The organism is Bythopirellula goksoeyrii (genome assembly GCF_008065115.1).
Lineage (GTDB): Bacteria > Planctomycetota > Planctomycetia > Pirellulales > Lacipirellulaceae > Bythopirellula > Bythopirellula goksoeyrii.
Genome location: NZ_CP042913.1, coordinates 3,245,643 through 3,264,586 on the forward strand (window position 1 = coordinate 3,245,643; position 18,944 = coordinate 3,264,586).

Sequence of the window (18,944 nt, forward strand, 5' to 3'; positions counted from 1 at the left end):
GCGGCGTGAATCCCAAGAACTTCTCAGCCGATAACTAAATCAACTATTTTTGTTAGAGTGCTTGTTTCATACACGCTCAATAGCCATCCGCCCACCCAACCCAAGCAGTATTGATTAACAAACCGCCCGACTGATGGGAAATTATCTTACTCATGTTCATCTAGTGTTGTATCTGCGTAGAAAGCAATTGACTTTGTCGCCTCAAGACTGCCAATGAACCGGCAATCGAAAGAAGCACCAAGGAAGTCGGTTCCGGAACAAATGGTACGCTGGACAGTCCAACCCCGGCGTCGCGACGTGGACCCGAAATGCTACCGCTCTCCGTGTAGAACACGCCAGGCGCATAATAGTCATCGTCCGCGTGGTTGGTATGCCCAATAACTCCGATTTCTGTAATGCCATCAGAATTAGAGATCTCAAAGGCATAACCGGTCGCATCGCCGTTCGCCAGATCGCCTCGAGCAGCAAGGGTAAAAACATCGCTTCCATTAAGAGAAAACCCAAGGCTTTGATTTGTAGTTGCAGGTATGGAACCCGCTCCGGCTGGAATGACTATCTGGGCGACCTGAGTACCGGAAAGATCTATCGGGTTTGCCAAGACGTCGGCAACTTCGTAGATCGTCATTGTGTAGCCACCATCGGTTCCACCTGAATTCACCTTTTGCGATACCCAAATACCTCTGACGTCAAAACTCACTGCGCTTTGGAAAGTCTGGCGAAGGAGACGATCAGCTGTTACACCACGTCCAGCAGAACCAGAAATACCTCGGCCATTCGGATCTACGGTAAACACTTCAGCACCAGTTGGCGGAACAACATCGGCGGTCGGGATGACATCCGCACGGCTCCTGGCCGAAATCAAAGCTACCGAAAAAACCAGAAGAGCAGCAACTGCGACTAAACGACTCAATAGCAACATTAGTTCTACCTCCAAAAAAACAAGTCAGTAAATTCCAAGTTGAGTTGACACAAATCAAGCACTTTATTCCGCCCCGCCCTGTTTCAATTCTGAGCAATTTCAATCGATAACTGAGTGCTTTACCAATCGGACACTTTATCGCACAGGGAAAAATAAAGCCTGCTATCTTACGTGACCACAGAAAAATGTTCTGTGCGAAATGATTAGTGCCAACCTGAAAAGCAATTGAGAAAAGACGATAGTCGTTGGAGTTATCGCCAACTCCACAGCAGCTTAAACATAATCCTTTGCGATTGCCATCTGTTTTGGGCTGCGCAGAACAGTTTGCGCAAAATAGGACCAAAGTTGCAATGGCTCGGAGATCAGAAAAGTATCGATGTAGTGAAATTGCAAAAAACATGTCTATGACGAAGTCGCGAACTTCTCATCTTAACCAAATGATCTTATTTCCTGAGATTCACAGTGACTTCTGTCATAACATGCGGTTTGATGGCGAAACGCAAATGAGCGACACTTTGTCGTACCACACAATTCAAAATCTCCCTGTTATACAGGTTTGGAGAAAGCTCACATGCAGTATGCGAACATTAGTCCAACTACACGCCTGCGAGCCGTCAAAAAGCAGTTCATTCGACATGCCAAGTTCATGGCAAGTATTGAGTCCATGGCTTGCTAGCGATATCGGTGAATTCCTAAGGCAATCATGCAATAACAGCAGGCCATTCCCACAGTTCTTGGCTCAGGCACTGCAGCGCCAGGGACCAAGCTTGGCGTGTAATGTGCTTTCCATTGTCGGAAGTCGAATAGGTCAACTATTCCATCTCCGGTCAGGTCTCCAAAGACCCGATCGACCACAACATCATTGAAATTAGTGACGATGATCTGGAAGTCGTCCAAATCGATTCGCAGGTCTCCGTTGACATCTCCCGGTAGCAATCCCACTTCAAAAGCGGTCTCAAACGCTCCAAGATCGGGCGCATTGCCTTCAAATGGTTTGCCAATATCGATGCCGGCGTCGATCAAGCCACTTCCAGCAGCAAGCTTCAAGAAATTAAGCTCAGGCAAGCTGCCATCGGCCGAACGTGGACCATCCACACCTTGAGATACCAGGCTCAGAAAGTCAGCAGCTGAAGCCGCGAAACCAGAATTCCAAGTGTTGAAATCATCGTCAATCAAAGCGTGATTGGCATTGAAAAGATTGTTTCCGTTGGCATAAGAAATGTTGTTACGCAAGTAGTGTACCGCAGGCCAGTTCTCTGGTTCCACATCGTTGAGCAGGTCAAATCCCCTTGGATTATCGAAAGCCGTATTGTTCAACCAATCGATGCCGCCGGGATGGTGATTGGCATAGAAGCCTTGCACCCGATTGTCAAAGGACACATTGTTGCTAACGATGTTTCGAGGAACGTTCTCAGGGGCGGGGAAATTGTCGGGATTCAGCAGGAAACCGCCTGCCTTGATTCCCGCACCATTGCCTGCTGGAGTGTTGGTATCCGGTTGAAAGCCATTGTGCCAGGCCCACGAGTCCTCGATCACCACTAGCCCACGAGAATTGATGAAGTCATAGCCGTCGTCGCTGTTGTCCCAAGCGCGGTTCCCGATAAAGACGTTTCCATCGTCATCGCTATGGCTCCCAAACCCGTCGGCATTTTCACCGCCCCGGTCGGGGTCGTAATTGTGATGTGAATCGGAGTTCAGTACCAAATTGTTGCCGCCATTTGCAATAAACAATCCTGGTCCCTCGTTGTGGTGGAGGTTGAGTTGTTCAAAGACGTTGAAGTCGCCTCCAGCGCCTTCAACTCGGATCGCCCAGGACTCATTGACATTAGTGATCACTTGCTGAACTCCACGCAATTCCAATCCTTTGAAGTGAAGATAATCAGCTACCACGCTAAACCCGCGAATTCGTTCGACGGGCTGGTAATTAAAGAAGTCGAATACCGGCGTTTCTCCTGGGAATGCCCAGTAGTTGATGCGATTCCCAGGCGTTCCGCTCTTGTCGAATAAGACGGCATTAGCACTGGCACCTGCGCCGGCCGCATACTCATAAGTGCCACCGCGAATCCAAACAGTATCGCCAGGCGAGGCTTCCTGCTGACCACGAGCAATTGAGGCAAACGGCGCCGCAAGTGTGCCGGTGTTATTGTCGTTTCCTGTCGGTGAAACATAGAATTCACTCGCCACTCCCTGGCTAATTGCGAGTAACCCTACAAAGAGCACGAACGTACCGCGCTGAAAATACATGCCCATAATGTGTTCCGATCGTTAGAAACAAATGCAGAAGAATGCTCCTGTGTCATCGACTATAGATGGCGATTGTGAACCTGGCAACTTTTACATGCATTAACGACATGCAAGAGACAACAATACATTGGCTGCAAAATGCAGACAATGAGTCCTTGGTTGCAACGAAACTGACTATGTGATACCTAACAGTCAATCGAAGCAAACTAAGAATCGAGTTGAAACATGAACTGATCATCTTGGGAGCTCTTGCGATTGTAGATCCCACGGGCTAAAACTCTTTGCCAACGGCATCGAAATTAACTTGCTGAAGTTGGAAAAGATATGAGCAATGCTTTCGGACAATCCGCCACGTTGTTGTTTCCTCGCGACATCACTTGCTTGTTAGCCCTTCTTCTCGGTTTTATTGCTCACTTCTGGACCAATTCCGAATCTGCCCGTGCACAGGCGATCGACCGTCGCGCACTTGTTGAGCGGCATAACATGCAATTTGACCGATACCTTCCCCGATCGCCTGCCTCTTTGGGCAACGGGGAATTTGCCTTTAATTTCGACATTACCGGCTTGCAATCGTTCCCTAGCAGGGAACCCGGCACAATTCCTCTTGGCACGATGGCCCAGTGGGGATGGCACTCCTTTCCCGAGAGTCGAAAGTTTTGCTACGAAGAAACGCTCCGCGACTACAACGTGCATGGCCGGCAGGTCAGCTATGCAACCGATATGCAAAGTGATGCTGCGAAAGCGATTCGAGCTAACCCTCATCGATTCAACCTTGCCCGCGTCGCACTCCGTTTGATGCGTTCAGACAATACCAGGGCGACAATTGAAGATCTTGACGATACGAGGCAAACGGTTTTTCTCTGGTCGGGAGAAGCGATCAGCCAGTTTACGTTCGAGAGTCAACCGGTGCACGTTCATACGGTGGTCCATCCAGAGAAGGATATCCTCGCCGTCTCGATCGACTCACCACTTGTAGCCACGGGACAGATTGCTGTTGAAGTAAGCTTTGCCTATCCAGCAGGCGTATGGGGACCTCAAGTTGACGATTGGAATTTGCCGGAAAATCACCAGACGACATATGTAGAGGCTGAAGGTCATATCTCACTATCGCGTACGCTTGACGATACTCGGTACCAAGTAGAAATCCTCACCAACGGTACCCTGCTGCAAGAAGCGACACCCCATACTTGTGCAATCGGAAGCCCTCCCGACGATACCTTGGAAGTGGCTTTGCATTTTACTCAGAATAGCAACCAAGAGTCCCAGATGCCTAGTTTCGCGCAAGTCCGAGCGGAGTCGGCGGAGTCATGGGCAGCCCTTTGGTCGAGCGGAGGAGCAATTGACCTGTCGGGCAGTAATGATCCCCGCTGGCGTGAGCTGGAGCGGCGTATCGTCCTCTCGCAGTTTCTGACCGCTTCACACTGCGCCGGATCGATGCCTCCCCAAGAGACGGGATTGGTCTGCAATAGTTGGTTTGGCAAGAGCCATCTGGAAATGCACTGGTGGCATGCAGCTCATTTTCCCTTGTGGGGTCGTGGTGAACTATTGGAGCGTAGCCTTGATTGGTATCAGCAGATCCTTCCCGCAGCGAAGAACATAGCCCAACGGCAAGGCTATGCTGGTGTCCGCTGGCCAAAAATGACCGGCCCCGCGGGCATCAGCAGTCCTAGCGAAGTTGGTGAACTTCTTATTTGGCAACAGCCTCATCCAATTTACTTCGCGGAATTGGCATACCGAGCTCAACCCGACCGTGAGGCGTTGCAGCACTATCAGGAAATCGTCGAACAGACCGCTAGGTTCATGGCCGACTATGCCTATTTCGACGAAGCTACTCAGCGCTATGTCTTGGGGCCTGTGTTGGTCCCAGCCCAGGAATGCTATGACGGCCGAACTCCTCCAGGAGTGCTTAACCCAACTTTTGAACTCGCTTATTGGCGGTGGGGACTGGAAACCGCCAACCAATGGCGCGAGCGTCTCGGTCTAGAAAGTGATCCCCACTGGGCGGACGTGGCTCAGCGAATCGCCAAGCCGCATATTCAGAACGGAACTTATTCTGCAATTGAGTCACCTCCTTTCCTGCGCCGCCACGACCATCCTTCAATGCTCGCATCTTGGGGCGTGCTTCCCGACGTGGGTCTGGTAGATCCTGCAGTCATGCGGCGTACGATGAAGAATGTTGTGGATGACTGGCAGTGGGATGAAACGTGGGGATGGGATTATCCTATGATGGCGATGACCGCAGCCCGGCTTGGTAACCGGAAACAGGCGGTTGATCTTCTTCTATTTGACACACCCAAGAACGAATATCTGCCTAACGGGCATTGCCGGCAGGAGGACCGGTTGCCGGTCTACTTACCTGCCAATGGCGGATTGCTGGCGGCGGTTGCCATGATGGCAGCAGGCTGGGATGGTGTTGAGTCAACGGACCAATCCCCTGGTTTTCCAAACGATGGCTCATGGAACGTCAAACACGAAGGTCTGCAGAAGATGCCATAGAGGAGAAATACGGAACCGCCCTTGGCCGCAGATCTGCTAAGTGAAACAAATTGCGGACAAACGAAACCTCAATTGCGTGATCGGGGTCATTTAGTTGGTGAGATACCCAGATCCCAGGAGATCACCTGATTGTCGGCAATAAAAACTGTTCCATGGCGGGGATGTTTCACCGGGAATCTCAACTCCTGTGTTTGGTCCGTCCATGTGTTCAAGTCACTCGATGACGCCATCGAGTAGTGATGGGCTTGGTAGCTATCCCAATACAAGAGCCACTCTCCATTCCAAAAAACGAGCGAGGGTCCTTCCGCTAAGTGTTGGCCTTGAATGTCCGTCCCAAAGCCGACCATTGGCTCCGTTGGATGACGGAAAGATACGGCTTCTATTGTGGGAGAACTAAAAGCAAGGCGAATGTTTTTCCCACCCTGGTCAGGGGGAACCTCTTTCTTAAGCACCATCACCCACCGATCCTCGACTTCAGGATCTGACTTGCCGGGATCAAAGGCTATCTGCGCATCGATCACACTGTAATCCAGGTCCTGAAATATCAGTTTGGGTTCAGAAATGTTTTTGAAATCTCTTGTTTCCACATAGTACATGCGATGATCGTAGCCGTGGCTGTCCTCGCTTCCATCGCTGTCGCTCAATTCACTTGGCAACGTCGAGGACCAAACAATTTTAAAATTGCCGGCAACATGGTCCCAAAACAGTTCGGGAGCCCAAACGTTCTTCGGTTGTTCTGATCCCTCTGGAAAGGGGCGAATCTTGATTGGTTCCGACCATGTCTCAAGGTCGTCAGAGAAAGCGTAACCGAAGAAGGGGCCATTCCAATTCGAGGTCCACACCATGTGAAACTTGCCATCTTGATAAACGATCGAAGGATCTCGGGTAAGATTCTGGTCCTTCCATTGTGGCGGAGTGAATATGGGCTTGCCATCATTGACTTGGCGAAAGTCACGCCCATCTGCGCTCCAAGCAAGATAGACACCGTTCTCACCGTTGCTATCGAAATATGGGAACAGCAAGACGGGCTCCGCCGACACAAAAGTCAGTTGGAATACAAGTGCGACGACTGCGATAGCCAGTGTTTGAGTGCAGTTTATCTTCATCATGGTGTTGGTGGCCTCACTTTGAGTTTTATGTATTGCTTACTCGACTTGTAGCCATTGAATCTGGCAATTGTCCTTCGTCAACTCAATCAGGAGGCCGATGGCTGGCAGTATGGTCACGTGCAAGACGTGATAATTCGTTGACTATCTGTGCGTACTCCATTTGTTCGACGAGATTTGTCATTTCGTGAGGGTCAACTGCCGGCTCGGTCAGAAAGGCCCCAGCTCCACGTCCGTAGTACTCTGCGTAGTGCCAGCGTTCGGTACGTACCGAAACACCAGTAACATGGTTGCCATCTTCACTCCAGACGCTGTAGGCAGGATAATCCCACGCAGACTGAGGGTTGCTCAATAAGGGGGAGAGACTGCGCCCTTCGAGTTGGTCGTCGGCGGGAAGCCCACACAAGTTAATAAGCGTGGGATAGATGTCGATGGATTCAACAACGCGTGGGCACGCTTCGCCATTTCCACGAACGCGTGGATCGTAAATCAACAGAGGGACGCGGATACCTTGTTCCCAAAGCGACCCTGCCTTGGACCATTTCCCTTTTTCGCCCAATTGGTATCCGTGATCGCCCCAGAAGATTACGATTGTATTCTCGCTCATTCCACTCTCCTCGAGTACGTCAAGTAGACGACCGACGTTCCAGTCCACCCATGCCGTCGACGCCAGGTACGCTCGAATCATCTCCCGCGCTTCCTGAGGTGATGCATCGCGACCAATAAACAAATCGGCATTCTTTGGGCGAATAGATCCCGATGGAAAACCGTCTGGAACTGTTGGCCGTGGGGCAAAATCAACAGGCAAGGGAATCTGGTCGACATCGAACCTATCGAAGAATTGCTGGGGTGCTTCCAGGGGACTATGCGGCTTGCTCAGCCCGAGGCTAAGGAAGAAGGGTTGCTCGCCAGCATCGCGCAGGTAGGCGATCGCTCGGTCCGTTGCCTGATAATCACCGCTTTTCTCTCCATCGCCATTCAATACGATCCAGCGGTCGGAACGCTGTGCCTTGGTGAGGGTTGGACCTAGCCCCTCCTCTGCTGATGCCTGATTGAGCCGTCGGAGAGGAACTTCTGCGGTGGCACCTGTGCCGTAATAGCGATCTTGCCCTCCTCTGGTCCAGGCTTTTGCATCGTCAATGCCACCGTGAAAAATCTTGCCTGCGCGAAAGGTGTCATAGCCATGCTGTCTGAAGTACTTTGGCAAACTAACAATCTGAGGGTTCTCGGTGCCAAACCAGGTTCGATTTCCGAATACACCAAGGGTAGTAGGGCGGCGACTTGTCAGCATCGACGACCTGGAAGGATTGCAGAGGGGAAACTGGCAATAGGCCCGATCGAATCGGACGCCCTTGGCGGCAAGTGCATCGAGACAAGGCGTCTTGGCTAGCTCGCTCCCATAGCAGCCCAGTTCGGTTCGCAGGTCATCGGAAATGATCAACAACACATTCATCTGCCGAGGAGTTGAATCGTCGGCTGTAGCAGTTTGTCCAATCGAGCAAGCTGAGAGAATAATCCCTAGTGCAAGAGAGACTAAGAAGTTAGATCGCGTCATGAGATGAGCTCGAATACGAAGCCAGAAGCCGTTTCAAAGCGACCTCCCTGCGATGCCCCGAATAAGTGCGAAGGGCGCCCGTCCTGAATGAGCAACTGCGGCCTCTCTAGCCTGCCATACCGTTTGAGATGTCTCGGCGCAGGGGGCTGATTGACGTAATGGGCCAGGTCGTAGAAAGCAATCGTTGGTTCGGACCAATGGACACCGTCTTTGGATTCCATATAGAGTCCGACTTCATGATTGAACACACCCATATCGCGTGCGATCATCTTGAAAACTCCATCTTCGAGCCAGACAAAGGCGTCTTCACATTGGCGATTCTCGCCTAGCCCAGAAAAGTCGATCAATGGATTGTACGGGTGTTTCTCATAAGGCCCAGTTAGTTTGTCGGCGATGGCCAATCCGTATTTTCGGTTTCCGCGTATCGGGGGCTTATCGTTGAGATAATCTGCTGAATTCCAGGATTTGTAGTAGAGCCAACTTTCTCCATTTGGATGCTTGATATAGGACGGGTTTGTCGTACAGTGATCGTCCCACGCCCCCTCAGGTCCAGGCTCAAGCAAGGGATGATCGAAGCGAGTCCATGGACCATTTAGCGAATCGGATGTTGCCAAGCCGATGCGTTTCGTGTTGGTCTTACTATTGGAATTCCCCATGAAAAACAGGCAGTACTGGTTCCCCACCTTTTGGATGTGGGGATTGTGACACGTTGTCGCATCCCAATGTCCAGGGCCGCGGGGTGCGAGAACCACGTCGAGCGTGGTGTAAGGCCCCGTGGGTGAATCTGCTACGGCATGAGCAATTTCGCAGCAGCTGATCCAACCTCCCATTCCTTTTTCTTTGGGCCACCTTGAGTAAAAGACATGCGTCTTAGCATCGTCGTCCACAATCGGCGAATTGCACCAAACATAGTAACCTTCCAACTCCAGAATTCGCCCCAATGGCCGAAGCCGCTTGCAGAAGTCCGAGATTTCCTCCCCAGAGGGAGCTTGCTTGGTCTGCCCCTCTTTGGACCATACCGGGGTTGGTAATGCGGACCACGCTGCCATTGATTGCAGAAAAGTTCTTCGTTGCATGAGAAACCTTACTGTTGGAGATTAGTCAGATCACTATCGATAATTGCAAGCTTAGGTTTTGATCTTCCTCGCCCTTGAAACATGGAGTGCTCATGCCTACTCCAAGTCATTCCAGCCTTGGAAAACCAGGTCGTGGAAAAACTCCCTAGTTGATTCTTCCTCCCCATGGAGAGACTGCAATGTACTCTCTTCCAGATTTGTCAGCGACACTCCTGCATCGGAGCTACTTATTTCGAATTCACGGTACTCTAACTCGAAATATTCTTCGATTTCGTATTCAGGATGAAGTCTCGTGTCTTGATTCTCAGAGACGAGGAACCAAGAAGTAGGATTTGAACTCGGGTCGCTTTCTCCAGTTCCAGCTAGTGCAACTATTGCTACGTCAGCCTTTTCCGATTCCTCTAGTAGGATGTAAACCGCTGAGAACTCCTCAACAGATTCTGATGGCAGATCGTCGTTAATACTCAGAGTCGCTACTTGCTGAGTTTGTGAGTTCCCGAAATTCCGCTGCCAGATGAGAAAGTCCGCTCCACTGACATCTTGACTCTCGTCGGCATCTCCAGGCAGGTAGCCATGCTGTTGCGACAAGCCATAAGTCTGTTGCCAAACCCCTAGATCTTGAGAATCCACTTCTCCGTCTAGATCAAAATCTCCAGGAATCGTAGGGTTGGCCGGTACTGTGTAAATATTTGGAGTAGGCGGGTCGGCCATCCCTGCTCCCAAGTAAAAACTAGGATGGGGGGGCTGATTGTAACCGCTGTTCTGCCAGGCGATCGCCGCGCGATACTGGGTGTCGTGCATCAGGGTAACCATTCGTGAAGTCGCAGCGATCGTTGTGCTCCAAATTTCCAGCGCCGAATTGTCGCTGCGTCGCCAAATGACTTCCTCGCGCCAGTCACCGAGAATGTCACCGGACAGAGTAGGAGTACTCTTCGAACCATTATTGCTGGACAATCCCGATGAGTTGTTGATTCCAGATTCATCGGTGGAAACCAATTCCTCAATGCCGGAGTTTGTCCACTCGGTTATCTTGGTGCCATCAAGTAGCTCTCGCGAGAGGTCCGCGTCCCACCAGACCAAGAAATTGTAAGACATGCCGTTTGGGGGTTCGTAAAGTGGCTGGCCGGTGGAACTGTAAATATACCGGTCACCTGCCCCAGAAGTCGTCGCCCACATTTCATAACCTGGAGAATTGGGATCAATGTCAGCAGCCACCCCTCGACCAACGTCGTTGGTCGCCGGGATGCCAAAGATCAGTGCGCCAGTAGCCGCGTCCCGAAATTCACCACCGGCGTTGCCGTAGCTGCCGGGCGATTCGTGAGGCATGAAGATTTCTAGCCCAGGACGCGACGGATCCATATCCGTCAGATGAAGAGCATCGCCGTGGCCGAGGCCTGTGTTATAAAGCAACGTACCATCATCATCGAGTGCCGAGGCACCGGTGATGATTTCGTCCTTTCCATCGAAATCAACGTCACCGACCGTAATGCTGTGCGCCGATTGACCCACATACCCAGGATTGTCACCGTTGGTGGCCGCTTCAAAGACCCAGCGTACCGAAAGTTCACCTGCGTCATAGTCGTAGGCGGCGACTTCATTTCTGGCACTAAACCCACCTTGAGGTGGAGCGTAGCCTCGGCCCCAGACAATGCTGGGTGTAACCCCATCAAGATAGGCGACGGTTGCCTGAAATCGATCCTGCCGATTGCCATAAGAATCTCCCCAAGACGAAACGGAGTCTCGTTCCGGCTCGAAAGCAATGGTGTCGACGGCTGCCCCGGTCAATCCATCGAATACGGTGAAGAACTCGGGCCCCCCTAATACACGGCCCCAACGGTTGTCGCCTAAACCCGAGTACCCGTCACGATAGTCCGCGTTGGGATCTCCAATGACCGTGCCCTGGCCGTCGATTGTACCGTCAGCTGTTTTCATCACGATTTCAGCACGTCCATCCGCATCGAGATCGTAGACCAATATTTGAGTGTAATGGGCTCCTGATCGGATGTTTCGGCCCATATCAATCCGCCACAGAAAAGTCCCGTCGAGCTGGTAAGCGTCAACGAAAGTGTTGCCGGTCAACCCTTCCTCTGAGTTATCCTTTGAATTGGAGGGATCCCATTTCAAAATGATTTCGTATTGTCCATCACCATCGAGGTCTCCCACGCTGGCATCATTGGCGTTGTAGGTGTAATTCAGAGTGCCAGATGGCGGAGCCTGCGTACCGGGCGGAAGTGAAACAGTGCCACCCGCAGGGACCTGCAGTGGCAAAGTGAGATGCTGCTGAACCGCCGTATTACCTGCCAGGATAAAAGATTCACTGGGGGCAAGTTCGATCCCTTGGATTATCGGCCTGACAAAGTATTCATTGTCGACGGACATGTTGGCTGAAGTATCGACGTAGTCAGTCGTTTGGATGAGGGGTGCCGCGTTGAGTTTTACGGCAGAACCTCCATTGGTCGAGCGGTATAGATTAAAAGATACGTCCGTAGGATCGGTACCCAACATCCGCCAACCAATGTAGACCTCTGAGTTCGCGCGTCTGAGAGCAACAACCCCTCGGTTTAAGTATTCGACTTGGCGAGGGGCAAACAGTTCTGGAGCAGGATTGGGTTCAGGGCCTTCATTCGCATGGGTAGCGACCGTGACAGCAGAAAGTGCCTCGTCGTAAATGCGGATTTCGTCAATTGTTCCCGTAAAACCGTCGTCGTTGTTGTAAAGAGAGCGTCCAAAGTATGCCAAGTCCTTGGTGATTGAGCTGATATCGGTGCCTTCAAGCGAGGCTGTATCGACTTGGTTTCCATCGAGATACAATCGCAACAGGTCGTTGTTAGTATCGATAACTGCTGAGACTAGGTGTGGCTGTCCATCGTCGGTTGTGGCGCCGCTAGTAACTCGCTCGTTGGAAATTCCGCCAGGGCTGAGTACCAAGCGGGAGTCATTGTTGCTTGTCTGAGGTGAATAGAAGAAATAGCTATCTCCGTTTCCACCGGACTGATTGCCGAAATCAAATAATCTCGTCCAATTTGGCGCTGCGGTGGTGGTAAACCAGACCTCAACCGTCAATGGTCCGCTGTTCGGCAACGCACCAGGCGGCAAGTCCAAGTACTGCACAGAGCCAGATTCCCCACTGTCAACTCCTATGTTGGATAGGATTGCCTTTCCGAGCACGATTTTGGCACCGTTGATCAAATCTAAATCAGCCGAGCCGACTTGGTCTGTCCCTGTTCCGTCGTTGAAAGTGTACCAATGGGTGAGGCTTAGTAGTTGACGCGATTCGAGTGACTCAAAATGGAGTTGCTTTACGAGGCAATTGCTTCGTTTAGTCGATCGAATACTCCAGGAATCTTTTCTGGTGAATAAACTATTTCCCATCTCTTCTCTATTCTGCTTTCTCTTCTCGAGACCATTCCTATAACTTTTTCTGGAATAATCCCAGAATGGAATTGAGGATTTAATCTTAGATAGTACATCTGATGCAACATGCAGATGTTGGGTGAGCGTTTTTGTCTTTTCAGGAGAACAGAACCCAACTGGAAGAGACTGCTCTGAAACTAGTATAGTAAGGGCTGGCAAATATAACCAACATTTAAACCAACGATTGCAACTTGCCACGATTTCCTGGAGCCTTCTCATTGCTCGACGGCGAAGTCCGTACCGTTGACAACGACATTGTTTAAATCGAGTGATTCGATCTGATCAATTTTGAAGTTGGCACGTTCTGCTGAGATGTCGAAGTTTTCAAGCTTGATGTCGGAGATTCTATCTCCTTTATTTCCGCGCAACTCACCAAGCGAACGAACGCTTCCGGTCAGATTTCGAATGACGATGTTTTTGACAAGTGATTGGGGAGGAGCATGTCCTTTGAGATCGAAGAACTGAGTCCACGGCTTCACATCAAATACTGCTTGCGCGTTGTTCGCTTTGATATTCTCGAACAACATGTTCTCGTATAGCTGAGGCGTATCGGGTCGCAATTTCAAGCGAATGATCGGCACTCCGGGCCCAACTTCGCAATTTCGCACTACGATGTTTCTAACAACCGTGGCTTCGCTGCCGCATGTTAACATTCCGTGTCCGCTCTCAAATAGGCAGTTCTCTATGAGAATATCCTCAACCGGGGGGCTTGTTTCATCTTCCATGGCCAAAGGGCCTTTGGATCCTTTCAGCGCTATGCAGTCATCGCCATTAGAAATTGAACAATCACGAATGGTAACGTTCTGGCAGCTATCAATATCGATGCCGTCGGAACTCGGTGCGCGATCTACCGAGATTTCGTCCCAAGGCTGACTCTGACCAGTGATCTTTGGAGGATCGCCATGTGGGGCTGTAATCGTGATGCCATCGACTATCACATCCCGACAACTGTAGAGGTGAAGGTTCCAGAATCCGGAGTCCTTTAAGCGAACACCCTGAATTAGAATATCTGAGCAATTCTCAAAAAACATCAGACGGGGGCGCTCTACCTCCAAATTAGTACATTTTGGATTCTCAGCCCGCCGCTTCCAAAATGCCACCCAGAACGGTTTGCCATTACCATCAAGAGTACCACTACCGGTGATCTTAACCCCTGAAAGATCCTTGGCATTGAGCAATGCAGAGGTCCAAGGCTCGAAGTGGCCCTCGATTCGAGTTCGCATCTTGGGATAGTCCTCCAATGATATCGAACCGAGCAGGACAGCGCCCTCTTCCAGATGCAATTCAACCTTCGGTTTAAGAAATAATGAGCCTGTCTTGAAGATTCCAGCAGGAACACGAACAATTCCGCCGCCTGCTGAAGAGACTTGGTCAATCGCTGATTGAATCGCGACGGTGCAAAGCGACTCGCCGCCGGCTACGGCTCCGCAAGCGTCGATGGAAAGATCTTTACCCGACGTAGTATTCGACAACGACACTGTCGAAATAAGGATTATGACTTTTGCAACAAAACGTAACATCGGTCAGATTTTCCCGGTATAGAGTTTGGCCAAGTTCCTTTTCTTACTCTCAAGTAATGTATCGCTATCAACCCCAAATCATTCAATGCATTTCGCAAAGTTGGAGGACTTTTGCAAAGAGAGCGTCTATGGATGGCTAGTCCTGTTTATTGCCTGTTTCACGGAGTCATGGCTAAGATAGAAGGAGTCCTCAGTCGGAGGGCTTTTCTCACACGGTCCTCCAGATACGAAGGTTCAACTCCATGGGATTCCCGTCCCGCGCCTTGATTGCCATCTGGACCGTAGTCTTGGCACTCGATCATGCGCGACTTCTCAAAGCGGAGGACCCAGCTCGCGTGCGGCTGGTATTGATCGGAGATTCTACGGTCAAGAACGGCAGCGGTAAGGGCGAAGGAGGCCTTTGGGGCTGGGGCCAAGTATTAGCCGATCATTTTGACCTAGATCGGATTGAGATTGAAAACCGGGCATTGGGAGGTCGCAGTAGTCGAACCTATCTGACCGAAGGACTTTGGGAAAAGTCACTTGAACGATTGCGACCAGGTGATTTCGTTCTCATGCAGTTTGGTCACAACGACGGGGGTGACAAATTCAAGGGAAACCGACCCCGCGCCTCGATCAAGGGAAATGGCGAGGAAACCGTTAATGGAGTGGTCGAAATCTCCGGCAAGGAAGAAGCTGTTCACAGCTATGGTTGGTATTTGAGGAAATACATCTCTGATGCGAAAGCGAAAGGTGCCACACCAGTTGTCCTCTCATTGGTGCCACGCGATCGGTGGGAAGCAGGGCGAGTGATCCGTTCCAATCGCGATTACGGAAAATGGGCGTCTGAGGCCGCCGAGCAGGAAGATGCTCTCTTCATAGATCTCAACGAGATCGTTTCCCTTCGTTACGAAGAAATTGGAGAAAAAAAAGTCGGGCAGGAACTGTTTACCCAGGAAGATTGGACCCACACTACGCGAGATGGTGCCGAGGTGAATGCGGCTTGTGTGGTCGAAGGAATTAAGAGTCTCCAAGACTGTTCATTGAAACAATACCTCTTGCCATCTCGAACTCCAGCAAAGGTTGAGCAAACGAGTTGGAAATTTGAGTGTGGCTCTGGGATGATAGCTGCCGGCTATGATCAAGTATTGCCCTTAACAATGTATTCGCAAGAACTCGGCTTTGGCTGGGGTTCTGGCGCAAGTGTTCCGTGCGCTGAACAAGAATCTTCTAACTCAGTAACTCAGGATGTGTACTTGAGCGATGCTCATTCGATAAATTTAACTGCGATGAGTCGGCGGTCATACCCTGTTAGTTTTTCCTCTTCCGTAATTTACTTTCCATGAAAGATTTTTCCACAATGTCCCGTGCGGTCTTACTGAATTCATGTTATTCCTTGGTCATGTTGCAGATTTTGTCCGGAGTGTTGGGCAACTCTGTGAGTGCTCAACTTTTGGCGTTTCCTGAAGCAGAAGGATTTGGGCGATATGCCTCGGGTGCCCGCACCAATCTCGCAGCGGCCAGCGTCTATCATGTCACCAATCTCAATGATTCCGGTCCTGGCTCTTTTCGCGATGCAGTGAGTCAGTCGAATCGCTTCGTCGTCTTTGATGTGGGTGGGATCCTCCAGCCGAACAGCCCTCTGACGTTTGCTAGTAATATTACGATCGCTGGTCAAACCGCGCCCGGAGGATTCGCCGTGTACGGCAACCGGGCCGCTTTTCATGGTGCCAACAATTTGGTCAGCCGCCATTGGGCAGTTCGTCTCGGCACGAGCCAAGGCCGAGCCGATGCTGCTTCAATCGTCCGCGGTACAAACATGATGTTTGATCACATGTCGATTACCTGGGGTGTGGACGGCACTTTCGACATCAATCCCGATTCCGGTCAGATTATCGACAACCTTACGATTCAGAACTCGATCGTTGGCCAAGGTCTCGACGTCGTCGGCCATAGCACTGGTGGCCTGATGCAGCCCGGCGATGGGAGACGTTTCAGCATCATCAAGAGCCTGTTCATAGACAACGTCACCCGCAATCCCAAGGTCCGTGGTGAGAACGAGTTTATCAACAATGTCGTCTACGGCTGGGAATCGGCCGGCTATATCATGGGCGACACTTCCGGCACGTCCCACGCTAATGTCATGGGCAACTATTTCATTGAAGGTCCAATTGATGGTAGCGCCCCGTTCAATAGCGGCACGCCCACGTTCCACATCTACGCCAACGATAACTGGGTCGATCCAGACCGCGATGGAATACTCGACGGTACACTCATTACAAGCTATCCAGGCGCGGACGTTGTCGCCACTCCTCATGCCTTCCCTACCACTGCTTCGATGACCGCTCAGCAGGCCGTGGCCCATGTAATGGATAATGCAGGGGTCTCGATCATCCGCGATGCCGTCGATACTCGACTGATGCAGGAGGTTGGCAGTTACGGCACACTCGGCGGTGTTATCATTCGGGATTCCGATCCCGATCAGTTCCCCGGCTATGGTACCAATCCCAGCTATTTGAACCCGCGTGCTCGCCTTGCCGACGCCGACAACGACGGCATCGCCGACAATTGGGAATCCGCCCATGGACTTAGCCCCGCTAATTTTGCGGACTGGAAAGGGCTCAGTTCATCAGGATATACGCAACTCGAAGAGTATCTCAACGAACTCGGGGGGGATGGAACCACAGTCACTTCTACTGGCGGTACCTGGACGACTCCTGCCACTTGGACGGGTGGTGTGCCAACGCTTGCCGACGATGCGCTTGCAACTGGCAACCTCAGTGTCGCATCGGGTCATGCCTTCGCGCGGCGTTTGAATCTGGGAGGGGCGCTCAATGTGAGCGGTGGAACCGTTGATGTCTTCGACACGGCTATCGCCAACTCCATAACGATCACCGGTGGTACCGTTACGGCTGGTCGAACATTGATCGCTTCGACTGGTCAATCCGGCGCACTTACGGTGCAAGCCGGTGCCACGCTCCAGACAGGCACGATCGCCAGTGCCGGTGGATCTGCCGCGCTTCTTCTAGACGGCGGACTTCTCCGCACTACGGGCGCACCAGCGGTCCAGGTCCCCACGCTACTAGGTGCAGCCGGCGGTACGATCGACACAGCTGGATACTCCGGCGTCGTATCTGGTGCGATTACTGGATCAGGTGCTTTCACCAAACAGGGAGCAGGAGACCTTAGACTTACTGGATTGAATTCTTTCGCAGGCCCAACCGTGGTTGCAGGAGGATCTCTCTCTGCCAGTGCATCGAGTGCATTGTCGAGTTCCCCTTCCCTCGAACTGCATGAAGGAACTACCTTGAATGTCAATGACATACCAGGTGGCTACACCACCGGTAATGGGCAAACTATCAGCGGCGCTGGACAAATCACTGGTAGTCTCATTACGACCTCCGGGTCAGTTCTCAGACCCCAGGGAGGTGAGTTCTTTGTCACTGCCCACATGCTCGGTATCCAAGCGGAAAGCATGTTGCGAGGGAGTGATTGGGCTGTGTTTAACAACGCCAGCCACGGCACAGGCAACGGGGGATCGTACAACGGCGCTGATCTCGACGTTGGAGGAATTGTGATGGTTGCCAATGAAAGTTTGGCTGCCCCAATTGCTAGTGGATTGGCTACGACAATAGTCGACTTACCCGTCGGGGGCACTTGGTATCTGTTTGCTAAGGTTGCTGAGCCCACCGTTTCCGGTGTGACGGGCGACACGGCCACACATCCTGGCGGCAACAACAGCTTCTATGTTTCCAATAATTCTGGCGCGCTGCAAACAACCCCTTCCAACTTTAATCCCGTCCAAAGCCCCGACAATAGTGGCGACGACTCGCGATGGGTTGTGGTATCGCCAACACTTTCACCGCTTAGCGGCGTAGCCGGTTCCCTTCTCGATTATGGAATCGACTACAATCTTTCGGCTGGAACCCAGACCTTTGCTATCGGGGCTCGCGAGATTGGCACCGTGTTAGATGCCTTCGTACTGTCAACGACGAATCTCACTGCAGCGCAACTCGATTCGGCTGTTGCGGGCACGACATTCCTAGGAACCAGTACAGGCATGACGATTTCTGGCAACTACATTCAGCAAGCCAATTCTTTCCTCGAAATGCAACTCAGCAGTAGTGAACAAAACACTTTGCTAGTCAGTTCTACAGCCACTTTGGCCGGAAATCTATCGGTCGAATTGATGAATGGTTTTATCCCCCAAGCAAGCGACAACTTTACAATTCTTTCGGCTGGAAATCTCATCAATACTTTTGCGGGCCTACCTGATGGTTCACGTATCAACACTGTGAATGGAATTGGGTCGTTTGCGATCGATTATGATTATCTCAATGATCAAGTAGTGCTTTCGGACTTCATGGCTGGAATCGCAGGCGACTTCGATAGCGATGGCGACGTCGATGGCCGCGACTTTCTTATCTGGCAGCGTAATCCTTCGGTAGGCAACCTCGCCGATTGGCAAAGTAACTATGGTGCGCCGGGATCGGCTTTGGCTGCCAGCACATCGGTAGTCCCTGAGCCAAGTTCCCTCGTGCTTCTGATTTGCACATTGTTAGCCACAGTCCGAGGCCGAGCTACCAGACTAAAATTGGTGTTCCAATATCTCTTCTAACCAAAGGAAGCATTCAG

The 18,944-nt window shown here is 51.4% G+C and carries 10 protein-coding genes; 3 read left to right on the forward strand and 7 right to left on the reverse strand.

The genetic code is table 11. From position 1 onward, the window contains the following. Positions 1-160: 160 nt before the first annotated feature. A complete protein-coding gene (locus tag Pr1d_RS12955) occupies positions 161-919 on the reverse strand; it encodes a PEP-CTERM sorting domain-containing protein (protein ID WP_148073925.1) in 759 nt (252 codons plus the stop codon). A 672-nt stretch (positions 920-1,591) separates the two neighbouring features. Then, positions 1,592-3,169, reverse strand: a complete 1,578-nt coding sequence (locus Pr1d_RS12960; RefSeq protein ID WP_148073926.1) for a right-handed parallel beta-helix repeat-containing protein — start codon at positions 3,167-3,169, stop codon at positions 1,592-1,594. A gap of 318 nt (positions 3,170-3,487) precedes the next feature. On the opposite strand from Pr1d_RS12960, the gene Pr1d_RS12965 reads away from it, so the two are divergent. Continuing rightward, entirely contained in the window at positions 3,488-5,659 is a 2,172-nt protein-coding gene (locus tag Pr1d_RS12965; protein ID WP_210417697.1) for a hypothetical protein, read from the forward strand. An 86-nt stretch (positions 5,660-5,745) separates the two neighbouring features. Here the strand turns inward: Pr1d_RS12965 and Pr1d_RS12970 are convergent, their stop codons facing one another. The 5 genes from Pr1d_RS12970 to Pr1d_RS12990 form a co-directional block, all read right to left on the reverse strand. Further along, the gene (locus tag Pr1d_RS12970; protein WP_148073927.1) at positions 5,746-6,768 is read right to left on the reverse strand and encodes a glycoside hydrolase family 43 protein; all 1,023 of its coding nucleotides are present in this window, start codon (positions 6,766-6,768) and stop codon (positions 5,746-5,748) included. Positions 6,769-6,850: 82 nt separating this feature from the next. Beyond that, a complete protein-coding gene (locus Pr1d_RS12975; RefSeq protein WP_148073928.1) occupies positions 6,851-8,320 on the reverse strand; it encodes a sulfatase in 1,470 nt (489 codons plus the stop codon). Continuing rightward, positions 8,317-9,396: a glycoside hydrolase family protein gene (locus Pr1d_RS12980; protein WP_148073929.1), complete on the reverse strand. Its 1,080-nt coding sequence runs from the start codon at positions 9,394-9,396 to the stop codon at positions 8,317-8,319. Before Pr1d_RS12980 ends, Pr1d_RS12975 begins: the two co-directional genes overlap by 4 nt. 96 nt (positions 9,397-9,492) lie before the next feature. Next, positions 9,493-12,768, reverse strand: coding sequence for a rhamnogalacturonan lyase family protein (locus Pr1d_RS12985; RefSeq protein WP_168205212.1), 3,276 nt, complete (start codon positions 12,766-12,768; stop codon positions 9,493-9,495). A 257-nt stretch (positions 12,769-13,025) separates the two neighbouring features. Beyond that, positions 13,026-14,330, reverse strand: coding sequence for a glycoside hydrolase family 28 protein (locus Pr1d_RS12990; protein ID WP_148073931.1), 1,305 nt, complete (start codon positions 14,328-14,330; stop codon positions 13,026-13,028). 242 nt (positions 14,331-14,572) lie between these two features. Here Pr1d_RS12990 and Pr1d_RS12995 point away from each other — a divergent pair, with 242 nt between their 5' ends. Together Pr1d_RS12995 and Pr1d_RS13000 are read left to right on the forward strand one after the other, a co-directional pair. Next, a complete protein-coding gene (locus tag Pr1d_RS12995) occupies positions 14,573-15,655 on the forward strand; it encodes a rhamnogalacturonan acetylesterase (protein ID WP_148073932.1) in 1,083 nt (360 codons plus the stop codon). Between the two features lie 14 nt (positions 15,656-15,669). Next, on the forward strand, positions 15,670-18,927 hold the full coding sequence (locus tag Pr1d_RS13000; protein WP_168205213.1) for an autotransporter-associated beta strand repeat-containing protein: 3,258 nt from the start codon (positions 15,670-15,672) through the stop codon (positions 18,925-18,927). Positions 18,928-18,944 lie beyond the last annotated feature (17 nt).

Coding starts and splice junctions, on each gene's coding strand:
- Pr1d_RS12955 (WP_148073925.1), bottom strand. CDS start 919: ATGTTGCTATTGAGTCGTTTAGTCGCAGTTGCTGCTCTTCTGGTTTTT.
- Pr1d_RS12960 (WP_148073926.1), bottom strand. CDS start 3,169: ATGGGCATGTATTTTCAGCGCGGTACGTTCGTGCTCTTTGTAGGGTTA.
- Pr1d_RS12965 (WP_210417697.1), top strand. CDS start 3,488: ATGAGCAATGCTTTCGGACAATCCGCCACGTTGTTGTTTCCTCGCGAC.
- Pr1d_RS12970 (WP_148073927.1), bottom strand. CDS start 6,768: ATGATGAAGATAAACTGCACTCAAACACTGGCTATCGCAGTCGTCGCA.
- Pr1d_RS12975 (WP_148073928.1), bottom strand. CDS start 8,320: ATGACGCGATCTAACTTCTTAGTCTCTCTTGCACTAGGGATTATTCTC.
- Pr1d_RS12980 (WP_148073929.1), bottom strand. CDS start 9,396: ATGCAACGAAGAACTTTTCTGCAATCAATGGCAGCGTGGTCCGCATTA.
- Pr1d_RS12985 (WP_168205212.1), bottom strand. CDS start 12,768: ATGGGAAATAGTTTATTCACCAGAAAAGATTCCTGGAGTATTCGATCG.
- Pr1d_RS12990 (WP_148073931.1), bottom strand. CDS start 14,330: ATGTTACGTTTTGTTGCAAAAGTCATAATCCTTATTTCGACAGTGTCG.
- Pr1d_RS12995 (WP_148073932.1), top strand. CDS start 14,573: ATGGGATTCCCGTCCCGCGCCTTGATTGCCATCTGGACCGTAGTCTTG.
- Pr1d_RS13000 (WP_168205213.1), top strand. CDS start 15,670: ATGTCCCGTGCGGTCTTACTGAATTCATGTTATTCCTTGGTCATGTTG.